The 16,061-nt window shown below is 65.5% G+C and carries 13 protein-coding genes and 1 pseudogene; all 14 read right to left on the minus strand.

Going from position 1 to position 16,061, the window contains the following annotated elements; all coding sequences use genetic code 11:
- Positions 1-73: 73 nt before the first annotated feature.
- Positions 74-202, minus strand: a complete 129-nt coding sequence (locus ACFWCF_RS23215) for a hypothetical protein (RefSeq protein ID WP_378566617.1) — start codon at positions 200-202, stop codon at positions 74-76.
- A 19-nt stretch (positions 203-221) separates the two neighbouring features.
- Positions 222-1,387 (minus strand): IS3 family transposase gene (locus ACFWCF_RS23220; protein WP_112320133.1). Its coding sequence is split into 2 segments (ribosomal slippage): positions 222-1,112 and positions 1,115-1,387, totalling 1,164 coding nucleotides; the frame shifts between segments, so codons are not numbered across the junction.
- A 60-nt stretch (positions 1,388-1,447) separates the two neighbouring features.
- Positions 1,448-1,948, minus strand: a complete 501-nt coding sequence (locus ACFWCF_RS23225; protein WP_378566621.1) for an LGFP repeat-containing protein — start codon at positions 1,946-1,948, stop codon at positions 1,448-1,450.
- 29 nt (positions 1,949-1,977) lie between these two features.
- Positions 1,978-2,097 (minus strand): annotated as a pseudogene (locus ACFWCF_RS23230) (acyl-CoA dehydrogenase); the annotation flags it as partial.
- A gap of 90 nt (positions 2,098-2,187) precedes the next feature.
- Positions 2,188-3,705 (minus strand): acyl-CoA synthetase, encoded by a 1,518-nt coding sequence (locus ACFWCF_RS23235; protein ID WP_378566624.1) that lies wholly within the window; start codon positions 3,703-3,705, stop codon positions 2,188-2,190.
- Between the two features lie 67 nt (positions 3,706-3,772).
- Positions 3,773-4,552 carry an enoyl-CoA hydratase gene (locus tag ACFWCF_RS23240; RefSeq protein ID WP_378566821.1) on the minus strand — a complete coding sequence of 260 codons (780 nt, stop codon included), beginning with the start codon at positions 4,550-4,552 and terminating at the stop codon, positions 3,773-3,775.
- A gap of 78 nt (positions 4,553-4,630) precedes the next feature.
- Positions 4,631-5,461, minus strand: a complete 831-nt coding sequence (locus ACFWCF_RS23245; protein ID WP_378566627.1) for an NmrA family NAD(P)-binding protein — start codon at positions 5,459-5,461, stop codon at positions 4,631-4,633.
- Positions 5,462-5,464: 3 nt separating this feature from the next.
- Positions 5,465-7,417 (minus strand): hydantoinase B/oxoprolinase family protein, encoded by a 1,953-nt coding sequence (locus tag ACFWCF_RS23250; RefSeq protein ID WP_378566630.1) that lies wholly within the window; start codon positions 7,415-7,417, stop codon positions 5,465-5,467.
- On the minus strand, positions 7,414-9,516 hold the full coding sequence (locus ACFWCF_RS23255; RefSeq protein WP_378566633.1) for a hydantoinase/oxoprolinase family protein: 2,103 nt from the start codon (positions 9,514-9,516) through the stop codon (positions 7,414-7,416). The genes ACFWCF_RS23250 and ACFWCF_RS23255 overlap by 4 nt, the downstream gene beginning before the upstream one ends.
- Before the next feature lie 209 nt (positions 9,517-9,725).
- Positions 9,726-10,367, minus strand: coding sequence for a carbon monoxide dehydrogenase subunit G (locus ACFWCF_RS23260; RefSeq protein ID WP_378566636.1), 642 nt, complete (start codon positions 10,365-10,367; stop codon positions 9,726-9,728).
- Entirely contained in the window at positions 10,364-12,835 is a 2,472-nt protein-coding gene (cutA, locus tag ACFWCF_RS23265; protein WP_378566824.1) for an aerobic carbon-monoxide dehydrogenase large subunit, read from the minus strand. Before cutA ends, ACFWCF_RS23260 begins: the two co-directional genes overlap by 4 nt.
- A 17-nt stretch (positions 12,836-12,852) precedes the next feature.
- The gene (locus ACFWCF_RS23270; protein ID WP_378566827.1) at positions 12,853-13,455 is read right to left on the minus strand and encodes a (2Fe-2S)-binding protein; all 603 of its coding nucleotides are present in this window, start codon (positions 13,453-13,455) and stop codon (positions 12,853-12,855) included.
- Positions 13,456-13,523: 68 nt separating this feature from the next.
- The gene (locus tag ACFWCF_RS23275; protein ID WP_378566639.1) at positions 13,524-14,438 is read right to left on the minus strand and encodes an FAD binding domain-containing protein; all 915 of its coding nucleotides are present in this window, start codon (positions 14,436-14,438) and stop codon (positions 13,524-13,526) included.
- A gap of 87 nt (positions 14,439-14,525) precedes the next feature.
- Positions 14,526-15,965 carry a uracil-xanthine permease family protein gene (locus ACFWCF_RS23280; RefSeq protein WP_378566642.1) on the minus strand — a complete coding sequence of 480 codons (1,440 nt, stop codon included), beginning with the start codon at positions 15,963-15,965 and terminating at the stop codon, positions 14,526-14,528.
- Positions 15,966-16,061 lie beyond the last annotated feature (96 nt).

Here is a 16,061-nt window from a genome sequence, read left to right on the forward strand (position 1 = left end):
TCGGGTAGTCGATCGTGGCCGCACACCGGATCCGCGGTTTCCACACCCAGTCCGAACTGCTCAGGCCGGCGCGTCACCCGCACGAAAGATCGAGGTTAGGGTTCCAGTAAATGGAAGAATTCTTCTCGAAGTGATTAAACCTTCCTACACCATCCGGCGGTCGCCACTCATCGGTGATTGGGTAGCCATGGGACTGCTGCACGATCCGGTGACAGATTCGGTCACGCAGCCTGTGTGGCTGGTGTGGTCATGATGGTCTCGAACTCGACAGGCGTCAATCTGCCGAGCCGGAGCTGACGTCGCCGGCGGTGATAGGTCCGCTCGATCCAAGTCACGATCGCGATGCGCAACTGCTCGCGTGTGGCCCATCTCTGCCGGTCGAGGACGTTCTTCTGGAGCAGCGCAAAGAACGATTCCATCGCGGCATTGTCGCCGGCCGCACCCACCCGACCCATCGATCCGACCAGGTCGTGGCGGGCGAGGGCGCGGACAAATTTCCGGCTGCGAAATTGCGATCCACGGTCGGAATGAACCACACATCCGGCAACCGAGTCCCGCCGTGCCACTGCCGATTCGAGGGCCGTGACAGCCAGACGGGATTTCATCCGATCGCTGATCGAGTAGCCGACGATCCGGTTCGAGTACACGTCCTTGACCGCACACAGGTAGAGCTTGCCTTCCTCGGTTCTGTGTTCGGTGATATCGGTGAGCCACAAAGTGTTTGGAGCATCCGCGGTGAAGACGCGGCCGACGAGATCATCGTGCACCGGCGGCCCGGAGCGGCCCTTCTTCGAGCCACGTTTCTTGCCGAACACACTCCACCACCTGTTGGTCGAACAGATCCGCCACGCCGTGCGGTCCGACATCGACTCGCCCGCATCGCGGGCTTCGTCGGCGAGGAACCGGTAGCCGAACTCCGGGTCCTCGCGGTGGGCGTCGAACAGGGCGTTCGCCCGGTACGCCTCCTCGAGTTCGGCGTCGGTGACCGGGTCGGCGAGCCACCGGTAGTACGGCTGGCGCGCGATCCCCAGAACCCGGCACGTCACCGCGACGGGAATCCCGCCGGCGGCCAGCTCGCGGACGAGCGGGTACATCATTTTCCCGGAAGATTCGCCTGTGATAGATACGCCGCGGCCCGCCGCAGCACTTCGTTCTCCTGCTCAAGCAACCGGATCCGCTTTCTCAGCTCGCGGTTCTCTCTGGACTCCTCGTTCGTCGTCCCTGGCTTGGTGCCGTCCTCGACGTCGGCATTCCTGAGCCAGTTGGTCAGGCAGGATTCGCTGATGCCGAAGTCGGCGGCGATCTGCCGCAGGTGCTGACCTGGTTCGCGGTTGCGGGCCACGCGGACGACGTCGTCGCGGAACTCTTTCGGATAGGGCTTGGGCACGGGTCCATCCTTCCAGCAGTGCCTCACGGCACCACAGTTCAGATGTCACCTGCTCCTACATCAGTCCCCATGGTTTCCCGATTCCCATCCGGTGCGCGCCCACTCGGCACCGATCGCCCCGCCGATCTGATGTGCGTCAGTAGCGGGCGACCAGTAGATCGATGAGTCATTGGTGAACGAGTTTCTCTTTCCGATTCCGTCCGGGTTTGTGAGTTCGTTCGAAGTGGGCAGTCCGAGGAGACCTCCTGGACCGCCCATCTCATTGTATTTATCGAGAATGCGTCCACATACCATAAACCAACTGTTCAGAGCGGGATTCCAGTAGTCGGCGCATCCCGGCAGCGCCATCGCCTGAGCGTTGCGTTCCGTTTGTTTGCGTGGCTTGGCGGCATCCTCGTTCGGTCCATCCGACTCAGGCCGTGGCGGCATTGTCTCGCTCGAGGGAGTGCTGGTGCTCTCAGCCGGTGACACCTGTCCATTATTCGAGGGGGATGGCGAAGTTGGGGGCGGTGGTACAGGGTCGGCATGTCCGCTTCCGCCGGACGTTGTGATAACCGTCATCGCGATGGCGAGTGTGCCAATTGTCCGCACCGCACCTGCGCGTCCCACTTCTCGGCATGGCCCATGACCTCGCGTTCGAAGAAGTCGCTCGCGAGTTCGTGGACGGCGCTCACTTCGTCGTCGTACCACGAGGGAACGTGCTTGTTCATACTGGACTCTTCCGATCTTGTAGCCGAATGTCACCTTCGGCTAGTTGAAGTGGCCGAAGGTGACATTCGGCCGACTGTGCAGCGGCGAGACTATCCCGAACGCAACTCACGCTTGAGAAGCTTGCCGCTCTGGTTCCGCGGCAGGGTGTCGACGAACCGCACGGCCTTGGGCACCTTGAACGGCGCGAGACGCTGCTTCACGTGATCGATGAGTTCACTCTCGGTGACGGTCTCGCCGTCCTTACGCACGACGACCGCGGTGACGGCCTCGATCCACTTCTCGTCCGGAGTGCCGATCACTGCAACCTCCGCGACCGCACTGTGCGTGTAGATCGCATCCTCGACTTCGCGGGAGGCAACCAGAATGCCGCCGGTATTGATGACGTCCTTGATGCGGTCGACGACGGTGATGTATCCCTGAGTGTCGCGCGTGACGAGATCGCCCGAGTGGAACCAGCCGTCGCGGAACGCTTCCGCTGTGGCATCGGGATTCTCCCAGTAGCCGAGGCACAGCTGCGGCGACCGGTACAGCACCTCACCGGGTTCGCCGTCCGGTACGTCGTTGCCCTCGGTGTCGACGACACGGGTTTCGACGAACAAGATCGTCTTACCGCACGACGACGGCCTGGCCTCATGTTCCTCGGGGCGCAGCACGCACGCGAGCGGGCCGATCTCCGACTGGCCGAAGCAGTTGTAGAACGCCAGGTCCGGATAGCGCTCACGCAGTCGGTTGAGCACCGTCACCGGCATGATCGACGCACCGTACTGGGCCTTGCGTAGCGACGACAGGTCTCGGGTATCGAGATCGGGGTGGTTGGCGAGCGGCACCCACACCGTGGGCGCGAGGAACAGCGATCCGACGGACTCCTCCTCGATCATGCGCAGGATCCCCGGAATGTCGGGTGCAGGCAACAGCCGGACCGTCGCCCCGATCGCGAGGTACGGCAGCATGAACACGTGCATCGCCGCCGAATGGTACAGCGGCATGCAGATGAGGGGATTGTCGTCGGGCGCGAGATCGAGCGCGACTATCGACGACGTGTACTCGAACACGAGCGCTCGATGAGTCATCATCGCGCCCTTGGGCTTCGACGTCGTACCGGAGGTGTAGAGGAGCTGTGCCAGGTCGGTGTCGGCCACCTCCGCCTCGACGACGGGGACATCCCCCGTGGTGGCGAGTACGAGGAGCGAGTCGTCCGTGTCGCGCAGGGCAAGGACGGTCCCTGCGGGGACCTCGGAGAGCACCTGGTCGACGTTCTCGCGCAGCGCGGGATCGACGAGAACCGCTCGCGCGCCCGACTGCCCGAGGAGGTAGCTCAGCTCCTCACCGCGCAGTGCGTAGTTGATCGGCACGTGCACCAGGCCGGCACGCGCGGTTGCGAGGTAGCCGATCACGTAGGCATCGGAGTTGGTGCCGTACGCAGCGACCCGATCTCCGGAATCGAGCCCGAGTGACAGCAGGTGCGCGGCTGCGCGCGACACCGCGTCGTCGAGTTCTCGGTAGGTGACCGTGCGGTTCTCGAACCGCAATGCGACACGATCGGGGAAGCGTCCGGCAGAGCGTCGGACGATGGCATCGACAGTGCTGGAACGAGGGTCGGAACTCATGGCGACGAGGTTATAGGACGTCCAACCATCGGTCCAGATCCAGCGATCGATTCGGGCCGGAAGGCCATCACCGCCCCTGCCACACCGGCGCGCGCTTCTCCACGAACGCGCTCATACCTTCCTGCGCGTCGCAGATCATCGCGTTCTGGGCCATCGTCTCGCCCATCGCTTCATACGCCTGGTCCTGAGGAAGATCGATCTGCCGGTAGAACGCTTCCTTGCCGATCTTCACTGTCGCGGGCGAGGCGCCGACGATTTTCGCGGCCAGTGCCGTCGTCTCGATCTCCAGCTCGTCCGGGTCGACGACGAAGTTCACCAGACCCCAGTCGGCTGCAGTGTGCGCGTCGATCGTCTCGCCCGTGAGCAGCATCTGCAGCGCACGTTTGCGTCCGATTGCCCGGCTCACCGCAACCATCGGCGTCGAGCAGAACAGGCCGATCTTCACACCCGGTGTACCGAACACCGCAGCGGACGACGCCACCGCGAGATCGCACGCCGCGACCAGCTGACATCCGGCAGCGACCGCCGTGCCCTGCACCGAGGCGATCACCGGCTGCGGGATCGACTGCACCGTCTGCATCATCTCGGTGCAGGTGTCGAAAACTGCCCGCTCTTCCTCCAGGGTGCGACCGATCATCTCCCGCAGGTTGTGGCCCGCCGAGAACACCGGCCCCTCGGCCCGGATCACGATCACCCGAACCGCGGCTTCTGCGGACAACGCCTGCAGCCCCAGTGTCACCTCGCGCATGGTTGCCACCGAGAGCGGATTCCGCTGCTCGGGGCGATTGAGGGTGAGCACACCGATGTTAGAGGACTCGGCGACCGCGATGAGTACGGACGCGGGCAGGGACTCGTCGGCGGAGCGGCCGTTCGCGTGGTGATCCGTCACAGCCCCTTTCCTACACGACGCAGACGGCAGACGTCCTCACATCGCGCCGACCAGATCGGTGACTCCGAGAGGACGGCGGCCCAGGAGCGCACGTAGCTGCGTGCTTCCGGCGACGAATCCGTGCCGATCGTAGAAGTCGAACATCGCTGCCAAGCGTGCACGCGCATCGACGGTGAGGTCGCCCCCGTGTCGGTCCATCCAGTCGGCCACCGGCACCTGCTCGACCACCACGGACCCAGGCGCCCGACGGCACAACTGCCGAACGCTGAGCTGCTCCGGCCCGCCGAGCTCGTACGTCGCACCGTGGTGGATGTCCGCGCCCTCGATCAGGACACGGGCGGCGGTCGCCGCGACATCCGCGAGGCCCACGAACGAGAACACTGCTTCCGGGTCGTACGGCACCGCGAGTGTGTTCACCGAGCCGTCGAGTACGCCGGCAAAATTCTCCGCGTACGCACAGGGTTGCAACACCGTCCATCGCACACCGCCGTACGTGTGCAGCTCGTCCTCACACCGTGCTTTGTCGAGATGGTGCGGCATCTCGGGTGTGTACGGCCACGCGACGGAGTGATAGACGACGTGGTCGACGCCCGCCTCGACAGCAGCGGCGAGCACCCGACGCAGCAGTGCGGGCTCGTCGGGGTGCACATTGGGCGCGATGAAGTACACACCCCGGCATCCCGACAGGGCCTCCCGCAGGCCGGCACCGGTCTCGAGGTCGACGGCGTGATCGTCCGCCCGCCGGGCGGTATGCACCACCCGGCGAACAGAAGCCTTCTCCTCGAGCGCTGCCACGACGGCGGCCCCCGTCTTCCCAGCGGCGCCGATCACTGCAAGATCAGCGCCGCCGGACGTGAAGGCAACCACGAGTCAGCTCCCGATAAAGTCGTACTCGGCGAACTTTGCTCCACCGGACAATCTTTCGTAACCGGGTCCTCGATCGAAGAACGGCTCTTCCGCAGCACGCTCGGATCGGATCCGCTCACGCAACGCCTCGGTTGCTTCGACATCCGCGACCGGCGCATCGGCCGGCGCATCTTTCAGGACGACACCATAGTCGGCGCGCGCACCCTCCACAGACACCTTGCGCCACAGTACATCTCGAACTACCTCGTCGACAGGTCGGTCGAGCGGGTCGCCCCAGCCGCCGCCGCCCGTCGTGCGAATCCGGACGACTTCGCCCGCCTTGATGGGATCCGCATCGGTGAGCGCGTCGAACTCGCGTTCGTCGGGACCACCCGGATTCAACACGACGGAGAACGGCCGTCCAGCCTTGCCGCCCTTGACTCCCCAGCATGCGAGGATCGATCGGTCGGCGATGGACATGAAGTGCGCGTCCTTGAGCATCCGGATGTGCTTCTCGTATCCGAGACCACCGCGGTAGCGACCGGCTCCACCGGAATCGACGGCCAGACCCAACTTTTCGACGATGAACGGGAACCGACTCTCGGTGAACTCCGTCGGCAGATTGCGGGAATCGGGCACCACGTGGATGGTGTCCTCCCCGTCCGCATAGTGCCTGCCGCCGGAGCCGCCGCCCAGCACCTCACGCATGAGGTACGAGTGGCCCTCGAAGTCCTCGCCGTACACACCGGTGTAGCGGATGGTTTCCTGGTCGGCGGGCATATTGCCGTCGACGGCCTTCGCAACCACGCCTGCCAGCACACCGAGCAGACGCAGGATCACGAAGGTGCGGGCATTGGTGGGCGCCGGGAAGATCGGCGTGATGAGCGTGCCCTTTTCGGGGAACTTCATCTCGATCAACGGCACGACGCCCTCGTTGACGTCGAGTTCGGCCATGCGTTCCGGGGTGTCGGCCAGGTTGCGGAGGATCGGGGCCAGCCACTTGATCAGGAAGTTGCCGTCGGCGTAGTCGCCGCAGTGGTTGATCGGTCCCTTCGCCTGAGGACCGGTGCCGTTGAAGTCGAGGATCAGGCGTTCCCCGCCCTCGTCCTCCGGGCCCGTCTTCGTCAGAGTGATCCGCTGAACATGCAGCATGGGTTCGTCCACACCGTCGTGCTCGGCGTAGTCCTCCCAGGTGTATTCGCCCTTCGGGATCTTGCTGAGGATCTCGCGACGGTAGGTCTCCGTGGTGGCGTCCATCATTGCGTCGAAGCATGATTCGACGGTCTCCACGCCGTACCGCTCGAACAGTTCTGTGAGACGACGTGCCCCCATGAGGCAGGCCGAGCATTCGGCGTCGAGATCCGCGGCGAGGGCGTCGGGCATCCGCGAGTTGCGGGTCATGATGCGCAAGGCCGCCTCGTTGGGAACACCCTGGTCCCACAACTTGATCGGCGGAACCATCAGGCCCTCCTCGAACACCGTGGTGGCACCCGACGGCATCGATCCCGGGCAGCATCCGCCGATGTCGTCGTGGTGGCCGAACGCCTGCACGAAGGCAACGACCTTCGGCTCGGTGTCGCCGGGCTTGGTCGCGAACACCGGTACGGTGACGCACAGATCCGGCAGGTGGCCGATGCCGCCTTCGGAGAGGTAGACGTCGTTGTGGAAGAAGACGTCGCCCGGCTTCATCGTGTCGAGCGGGAAATCCCGCGCGATCGGGTGCACCAGCGCCGAATACGAACGGCCCGTGAGCTTGCGAAGGTTCCGGTCGTGGATTCCCGCGCGGAAGTCGTGGGCATCGCGGATCATCGGCGAACGCGAGGTCCGCGAGATGGAGGTCTCCACTTCCATCTCGACACTCGCGAGGTAGCCGGCGACGATCTCCACGAGCACCGGGTCGGGAGCTGCTCCCCCGGCCTCGGTGAGCCGGTAGGGTTTCGCCGCCTGTGCTGCGGCAGCATCGAGGATCGCGGTCATCGGTTCACTCCGTTCGAGTCGGACGTCTTGGTGATGCGGATATTTCCGAAAGCATCGATGCGCGCGTGGAATCCGGGGTGCACGGGAATCGTGGAGCTGAACTCCTCGATCACTGCGGGACCGTTCAGTTCGTCACCGGCACCGAGCAGGGCCCGGTCGTACACCGCGGTGGTGACCCACTCTCCGAAGTAGGCGTCGCGGGTTCCCGTGACAGCGACCTCGGCGCCGCGACCCGCGGCGATCTCCTTCAGCTCGGGACGCTTGATGGGCCCGATGCCGCTCACCCGAAGATTGACCCACTCCACATGCTGGTGCGGGTCACCGCAGAAGTCGTATCCGTAGAGTTCGCGGTGGGCTTCGTGGAAGCGTGCCGCCGCCTCGTCCATCAACTCCTGGGTGACGGGTCCGTCACCGAGCGGTACGCGCACCTCGAAGGCCTGTCCGAGGTACCGGAGGTCTGCCGAGCGTGCGTAGCGACGCTCGTCGGGAGCGAAACCTTCGTCGGCGAGCGCGCGCTCGGCCTCCACCGCGAGCGCGTCCAGTCCGGACTGCAGCTCGGTGACCTGCAGCCGGTCGTGCCGACTCACGTGCGTCTGCACGTAGTCGTTGCGGACGTCGACGGTGAGCAGCCCGAACGCGGAGACGTTACCCGGGTTGAGTGGGACGAGAACATCTTTGAGGCCGAGGATGTCGATGAGGCGGCACGCGAGCAATGAACCGGAGCCGCCGAAGGTCACCAGCGTGAAGTCGCGGACGTCGAGTCCACGCTTCACGGTGACCTGACGCAACGCGTTCGCCTGGTTCCATGCCGATACTTCGAGGATGCCGGTGGCACATGCCTCGAACTCGAGACCCAGCCGGTGGGCGAGTTCCTCGACGCCCTTGCGCGCGAGCTCGGTGTCGAGGGGGATCTCACCGCCGAGCAGGTGCGGGGGGATCCGGCCGAGCAGCACGTGCGCGTCGGTGATGGTCGGTTCGTCACCGCCCTTGGCGTAGCACAGCGGTCCGGGATCGGCGCCGGCCGACTGCGGACCGACACGCAGCGTGCCTTCGGGGGTCATCCACGCGATCGAACCACCACCGGCACCGACGGTGACCACGTCGATCATCGGGATCTTCGACGGGTACATCCCCACTCGGCCCTCGGTGGTGAGAGCAGGCTCTCCGCCGACGACCACGGTGACGTCCGTCGACGTGCCGCCGCCATCGCACGTGAGCACCTGGTCGACACCCGCGACACCTGCGATCAGAGCGGCGCCGAGTGCGCCTGCCGCCGGCCCCGACAGCACCGTCGTGATCGGCTGATTCACGACCTCTTTCGCCGACAGCACACCGCCGTTGGACTTCATCACGTAGAACGGGATGTCGCGCTGTTCCCCGTCGATCGAGGAGAACTCCCGCAGACGGGTGGCGATGTTGCCGACATAGCTGCGGATGTTGGGCTTGACGGAAGCATCGACGAGTGTCGTGATGGAGCGCTCGTATTCGCGGTACTCGCGCAGCACCTCGCTCGAGATGCTCACCGTCGCCTCGGGGTACTCGTCGAGGAGGATGTCGTGGACGCGGCGCTCGTGCTCGGGGTTCGCGTACGAGTGCATCAGGCACACACCGATGGTGAGCACTTCGCGCTCCCGGAAGAACCGTGCCGCAGCGCGGACGTCGTCCTCGTTCAGCGGGCGAATCTCTTTGCCCTCGAAGTTGAGTCGTCCACCCACCGTGCGGACCCGGTCGGCCGGGACGATGCGGTCGGGCTTGACCCAGAAGTACGAGTTACCGTAACCGTCCGGGACGGACTGACGGGCGATCTCGAGCACGTGCTCGTAGCCCTCGGTGGTGATGAAACCGAGGTGTCCGACCTTGCCTTCGAGCAGCTTGTTGGTTGCGACGGTGGTGCCGTGACTGACGGCCCCGATCGCATCGCCGGTCTCGCCGAGCTTCGCGAGCACTTTCTCGACACCGGCGAGAAAGCCCACTGCGGGGTCCGACGGGGTCGACGGGGTCTTCGTGGTGACGATCGCACCCGACTCGTCGTCCACGGCCACGATGTCCGTGAATGTTCCGCCGGTGTCGATACCGACCCGAATCTTCCTGGATCCCACACTTCCTCCTGGGTTCGTCTCGCCGGTTCTTCTTTGACGCTTGGTGACATTCCACCCGCTGCGCGACGCCGTTTCTTTGTCACATATCGCCGAACTCACTCGCACTTGTTGGGGGCTTCGTGCATCGACCGCTGTACACACGACGGCACCCCGGGCCGGCAGGGCGGATGCCCGGGCCTGGGGTGCCGTTCGGTTCGTGTCGCAGCGCTCTATCGGCGGGCGAGAATCCCGCCGAGGACCACACCGGCGAGTGCAATGACCGCACCCACCGCTGCCGAGGCCAGAACTGTGGCGACCGGCGTGGCCTGATCGGAGCCCTGCACCGCAGCGGCCGGCGCGACTGCAACCGTTGCGCTCTCGATTGCAGCGGACCCGGCGACAGCAACGGCCTCGTCGGCCACCGGTTCGGGGATTCCGTTCGCGATCACCCCGTCGATGCCGTTGAAGAACACCCCGGCCATCTTCTTCGCGACACCGGTGATCATTCGCTGGCCCACGCCGCCGACCATTCCGCCCACGACCGCGTCGGCGTCGTAGCTCAGGACAGTGCCGCCGTCGCGCTCCTCGAGTCGTACCGTCACGTCGGCCTTGACCGTCCCCGGCGCGCCGGAGCCCGATGCGGTCATCACGAACGAGTCGGGCCGGTTCTGCTGGGACAACAGCACTTCGCCGTCGTAAGTGCCCTTGATCGAGGCGACGCCCGCGGTGATGGACAGCTTGTAATGGTTGTCGCTGATCTGCTCGAGCGATTGCACACCGGGGATCGTGGCCGCGAGAACACGGCCGTCCTGCAGGCTGTCGTACACGACCTCCGGCGGGGCGATCAACTGCGCGGTACCGGCGATTCTCATTCGTTCTCCTTGATCCGGTTCGCCGCGTGGTTCAGACGCAGCTCGAACAACTCCGAGGGGGAAATCGGCATGGACGTGATCGGGATGCCTTCCGCGTCCTCGATCGCAGCGGCGATGACGGCCGAGGTCGGGATCACTCCTGCCTCACCGGCACCCTTCATGCCGAGAGGATTGAGCGCGGACGGGGTCACCGTGTGATCCATCTCGAGGGAATCGGGCATCTCGGTGACGAACGGCATGAGGAAATCCATGTACGACGCATTGAGCATCTGCCCGTGCTCGTCGTAGACGATCCGCTCGTAGAGCGCACCGCCGATACCCTGGGCCACCGCCCCGATCACCTGGCCTTCGACGATCCGCGGGTTGATCACGTTGCCGCAGTCGTGCACCACCGCGTACTTCCGCACGTGGATCTCCGCGGTCACGGGGTCGGTTTCGACGATCGCCGCATGCACACCGGACGCGAACGTCGACGTGGGCGGCGAATAGTAGCCGGTGGCCTCGAGCCCCGGCTGCTCGCCTTCGGGAACGGGCGGCACCGTCATGTCGGTGTCCGCCTTCGCGAAACCTGTCGCCTGCCGGGAGGCGTCATCGAACGCGTAACGCAACGGGTTGGAGAGCACCGCAACCACTCCGAGCGGGATCGATGTGCCCTCGGCGCCGGGCTCGGTGCCGAGGACGCACACATGTCCGCCGCGCAGCTCGAGCATTGCCGGGTCGACATGCAGGTGGTCGGCGGCGATCTTCTTCGCCTTCTCCGCGACCATCTGCCCCGCGACATGGAACGCCGAGCCGGACATCACGGCACCGCGCGACGCGAAGGTGCCCACTGCGTAACCGAACCGGCGAGTATCTCCGGTCACGATCTCGACATCCGACACGGGTACACCGAGATCGTCGGCGACGATCTGCGCGAACGACGTCTGGTGGCCCTGCCCCTGGGTGGTGAGGCCGGTCGCGGCTTTCACCTTGCCAGAGGTCTCGACGAGCACATGCGCGCCCTCGTACGGCCCGGGGCCGGTTCCTTCGACATAGGCGCCGATTCCGATACCGACGGTACGGCCTTCGGCCTTCGCCTGCTCCTTGTACTCGGCAAAGCCGTCCCAGTCGACGAGTTCCTTCAACTTGTCGATGCCGGCCTGGTAATCGCCGGTGTCGTAGATGAGGGGCCGGCCGTCCTGGAAGGTGAGGTGGAAGTCGTAGGGCATCTCCTCCGGCCGGATGAGATTGGCCTCGCGCACCGCGATGACGTCCTTGCCGAGGTACTTCGCGATCGCGTCCATCGACCGTTCCATCGCGAACACGCCCTGCGGCCGGCCTGCACCCCGGTAGGGCGTGACGATGACCGTGTTTGTATACAGCGAATAGGCGTCCACCCGGAAGGATTTCGGCTTGTACGGGCCGAGCACCTGCGTGGAGGTGTTGAGGATGACGATGATGCCGTACGGCAGGTAGGCGCCGTTGTCGTGCCAGAGGGAGAAGTCGAAGGCAAGCAACCGGCCCTCGTCGTCGAACCCGACCGTCACCTCGTGCACCTGCCCGCGTTCGTGCGCGCTCGAGATGAAGTGCTCACGCCGGTCTTCGACCCATTTCACCTCGTTGGAGATGCCTGCTTGTCCGAGCCTGCGGGCGGCCCAGGTGACCATCACCTCTTCGGGCCACGGGTGCACGATCTTCACACCGAATCCGCCGCCGACGTCGGGGGCGATGCAATGCACCTTGTTGTGTGCCATACCGAGTCTCGCGGCAATCGCCGCGCGCGCGGAGGTCGAGGTCTGGGTAGAGGTCCAGAAGGTCAGGGCCTTCTCGTCTTCGTCCCAGCGCGCGTAGACACCCTTGCCTTCCATCGGCATGGAGGCCGACCGCTCGATCTCGAGGTTCAGTGTCAGACGGTGCGGTGCAGCTTCGAGTTCGGCGTCGACGTCGCCGAATCCGTGCTGCAGGTGCGCGGCGACATTGTCCGCGACATCAGGATGGACGGTGTGCTCGGCACGACGGGACACGTCGATACCGACGACCTCGGGCAACGTGTCGTAGGTGACGTCGATGAGTGCGCACGCGTCCTCCGCGATGTACCGGTTGTCGGCGACGACCATCGCGATGGCCTCACCGACGTGGTTCACCTCGTCCTTCGCGAGCGGATACCCGTTGCGTGGGGCGGTGATCGCCGGATGCGGAATCAGCAGCGGCAGATTCTCCGCCATCTCCGGGGTGTCGTCCACGAGATCGTCGTAGGTGTAGATCGCGTGCACACCCGGCACGTCGAGGGCGGCGTCGATATCGATCCCGGTGATGCGGGCGTGGGCGTGCGGCGACCGGACGAACGCCGCGATGAGCGCGCCATGCCCGAGGTCGTCGAGGTAGCGGCCCTGCCCGCTGAGCAGGCGGCGGTCCTCACTGCGCGGGATCGGTTTGCCGAACGACTTGCCGTCCTTGTCGTCCTCGAGGTCCGGGGTAGCGCCCGCAATATCGGGAGTGGTGGTACTCACGCGCGTCCTGCCTTTCCACCCACCGGATGGGTGGTGCCGCGAACTTTGCCGTCGAGCGAAGCACGCGCCGATTCGTCGTCGGGCCCGAGCGGTGAACCGCCGGCGCGTTCCCGCGTGATCTCCGCGGCACGGAGCACCGCGGCCTGGATGTTCTTGTATCCGGTGCACCGGCAGAGATTGCCTGCGATCGCCTCCGTCGCCTCCTCGCGGGTGGGCGTGGGGTTCTCCTCGAGGTAGGCGGCAATCGTGGTGACGAAACCCGGTGTGCAGAAGCCGCATTGCAGACCGTGGCAGTCGATGAACGCCTGCTGCACGGGATGCAGCGTGCCGTCGGGTTCGACGAGTCCTTCGACCGTCGTCATCGAACGGCCTTCGAGGCTCGCGGCGAGCACGAGGCAGGAGCGCACGGGTTTACCGTCGAGCAGCACCGTGCACGCACCGCATACGCCGTGCTCACATCCGACGTGGGTGCCGGTCTGGCGCAGATGGTGCCGGATCGCGTCGGACGCGAGCGTTCGTGACGGCAGCACAACCGTCTGTGTCACGGAGTTCAATGTGAAGGTCACGGCCACATGTTGTTCGCCGGTGTCGGCCTCCATTTCGCTCACACGCTCCTCGAGGGTGCGTTCCGGTGCGCGACCTCGGCCTCCACGCGGCGTCGTGCTCGTCATGATCGTCCTCCTGTCGGCATCGGCATTCTGGTCCCGTCGCGCGCAGCATCTTGCGCGGCGGCGAAACCGACCCGTCCGGTCAGCGCCGCCACCAGCTGTGAGCGGTAGCGGGCGGTGGCGTGGATGTCCGCATCGGTGTCGACGGTCTCACGGGCGATCTCCGAGATGTGCTGCCACATCGGGTCGCGGACGTCGGTGGCCGATGCTCCGCGCAGCGCGTCGCTGTAGTCGACGACCTGGCCGAGCTCCCCGGCGGACACATAGGTCACCCGTGCGGAGATAACGGCGCCGTCCTCGACTTCCACCTGCGCCACGACACCCACGAGTGCGTAATCGCCATGACGACGAGCGATCTCGTCGATCGCTGTGCCCACTCCGGGTCTGGCGGGCGGCACAGTCACGCTCGTGGCGATCTCGTCGGGTTCGAGGGTCGACTCGAGCGGGCCGGCGAACAACTCGTCGGCCTTGATCTCCCGCACGCCGCGCACCGATCGCACGGTGAGTGTGCCACCCAGTAATGCCAGCACGGCGGGCATCTCCGCGGAGGGGTCGGCGTGGACGATCGAGCCCACTGTGGTGCCGCGGTTGCGGATGGTCGGATGCGCCACCAGCCGCAGCGCCCGTCCGAGGAGGGGCTGCACCGTTGCTGCCGAGGCATCGGCTTCCAGCGCGGTGTGGGTGGTGAGGGCATCGAACGTGACGCCCAGCTCGGGCGAGGCCGACACCGCGTCGAGACGCGGGATGGAGCCGATGTCCACGAGGTGCGCGGGCGCCGCGAGCCGCATCGACAGCAGCGGTATCAGCGATTGACCACCGGCGAGCACCTTGCCCTCATGGGCCACCCGCGCGAGAATTTCGCAGGCCTCGTCGATCGACCGGGGTCGGTGATAGGTGAGTGGCGACGGTTTCATTCAGTAGATCCTGCCCGCATCGTGCGATCGGTGTTTGGTGAAGAAGTGACAACGCTCACGCCCTTCCTCTGTCAAAAGTAATCGAGGTCACGCGGGTTGTTCGACCCGGTGCCGCGTGGTCCCGCCGTCCGGGTCGGTGTCGGGTTCACGATCCAGCTCGGCGCCGCTGCCGCCGGTGTCCGCATCGTCCTTCGGGGCAATGGCCCGGCACACGTGGTAGAGCACGATGACGACGATGGTGCCGAGCGCGATGCCGCTGAGCGAGAAGGAGTCGGTGAAGTTCAGTGAGGTGTCGCCGATGGCGATGATCAGGCCCGCAGCGACGGGCATGAGGTTGACCGGGTTGCCGAAGTCGACGCCGTTCTCCTTCCAGATCTTGGCGCCGAGCAGTCCGATGATGCCGTAGAGGACGACGGTGATCCCGCCGAGCACACCGCCGGGCGTCGCCGAGATCACGGCACCGAACTTGGGCGAGAACCCGAGCAGCATCGCGATCACACCTGCCGCCGCGTAGGCCGCGGTCGAGTACACCTTGGTCGCGGCCATGACGCCGATGTTCTCGGCGTATGTGGTGGTCGGAGAGCCGCCGACGCCGGTCGCCATGGCTGTGGCCAGACCGTCCGCGGCGAGTGCGCGCCCCATCATCGGGTCCAGGTCGGTCTTCGTGATCTCGGCAACGGCCTTGACGTGGCCTGCGTTCTCCGCGATCAAGGCGATGACGCCGGGCAGTACGAGCACGATGAACGTGAGGCTGAAGGAGGGTGCGTGGATGCCGACGATGCCGTTGGCCTCATCGGTGAACGGGGGCAACCCGAACCACGATGCGGACGCGACACCGTCCCAGTTGACGCGGAAGTGTTCGGTGACGGCGCCTGCGGTGGCGTCGTACGAGGTGATCGGCCCGGTGACCAGATCGAGCACCCACGACAGCGCGTACCCGAACAGCAGCGCCAGGAAGATCGCCACCCGGCCGAGGAATCCGCGGAGGGCGACACTGCCGATGACCAGTACCACCATCACGATCAACGCGACCCACTGGTCTTGTGGCCAGTAGGTACCGGCCACCACGGGCGCCAGGTTGAATCCGATGAGCATGACGACGGCGCCGGTGACGACAGGAGGCAGAACTCTGAACACCATCGAACCGCCGAGGAAGTGGACCGCCACACCGATCGCGGCGAGGACGAGGCCCGACACCATGATCGCGCCCGTCACCTCCGCGGAGGTGCCGCCTTGCGCGTGGATCGCGGCTATACCGCCGACGAACGCAGCCGATGTTCCGAGATAGCTGGGGATCCGACCTTTCACGACGAGCAGGAAGAACAGCGTGCAGAATCCCGAAAGCATCACAGCGAGCTGTGGATTGAGTCCCATGATGATCGGGAAGACGAAGGTTGCACCGAACATCGACACCACGTGCTGACCGCCGAGCCCGATGGTGCGGCCCCAGGTCAGCCGTTCGTTCGGCGCGACCACTTGCCCCGGCTCGATGGTCTTTCCGTCTCCGTGCAACGTCCATATGGCCATGGTCGGACCTTTCAGGAAGAGTGTGGTGCCAAGAGAGTCGACGTCGATTGTTACGGTTGTGTTGCCGCTCACACGTGCACCTGGATAGGCGCAAAC

Origin of the sequence: Rhodococcus sp. NPDC060090 (assembly GCF_042729855.1) — a bacterium.
In the GTDB taxonomy this organism is placed as follows: domain Bacteria; phylum Actinomycetota; class Actinomycetes; order Mycobacteriales; family Mycobacteriaceae; genus Rhodococcus.

What these genes read in the sequence shown, in the direction of transcription:
- ACFWCF_RS23225 (WP_378566621.1), bottom strand. Translation starts at nt 1,948, where the DNA reads ATGACGGTTATCACAACGTCCGGCGGAAGCGGACATGCCGACCCTGTA.
- ACFWCF_RS23270 (WP_378566827.1), bottom strand. Translation starts at nt 13,455, where the DNA reads ATGGAGGCCGACACCGGCGAACAACATGTGGCCGTGACCTTCACATTG.
- ACFWCF_RS23235 (WP_378566624.1), bottom strand. Translation starts at nt 3,705, where the DNA reads ATGAGTTCCGACCCTCGTTCCAGCACTGTCGATGCCATCGTCCGACGC.
- ACFWCF_RS23260 (WP_378566636.1), bottom strand. Translation starts at nt 10,367, where the DNA reads ATGAGAATCGCCGGTACCGCGCAGTTGATCGCCCCGCCGGAGGTCGTG.
- ACFWCF_RS23250 (WP_378566630.1), bottom strand. Translation starts at nt 7,417, where the DNA reads ATGACCGCGATCCTCGATGCTGCCGCAGCACAGGCGGCGAAACCCTAC.
- ACFWCF_RS23275 (WP_378566639.1), bottom strand. Translation starts at nt 14,438, where the DNA reads ATGAAACCGTCGCCACTCACCTATCACCGACCCCGGTCGATCGACGAG.
- ACFWCF_RS23280 (WP_378566642.1), bottom strand. Translation starts at nt 15,965, where the DNA reads ATGGCCATATGGACGTTGCACGGAGACGGAAAGACCATCGAGCCGGGG.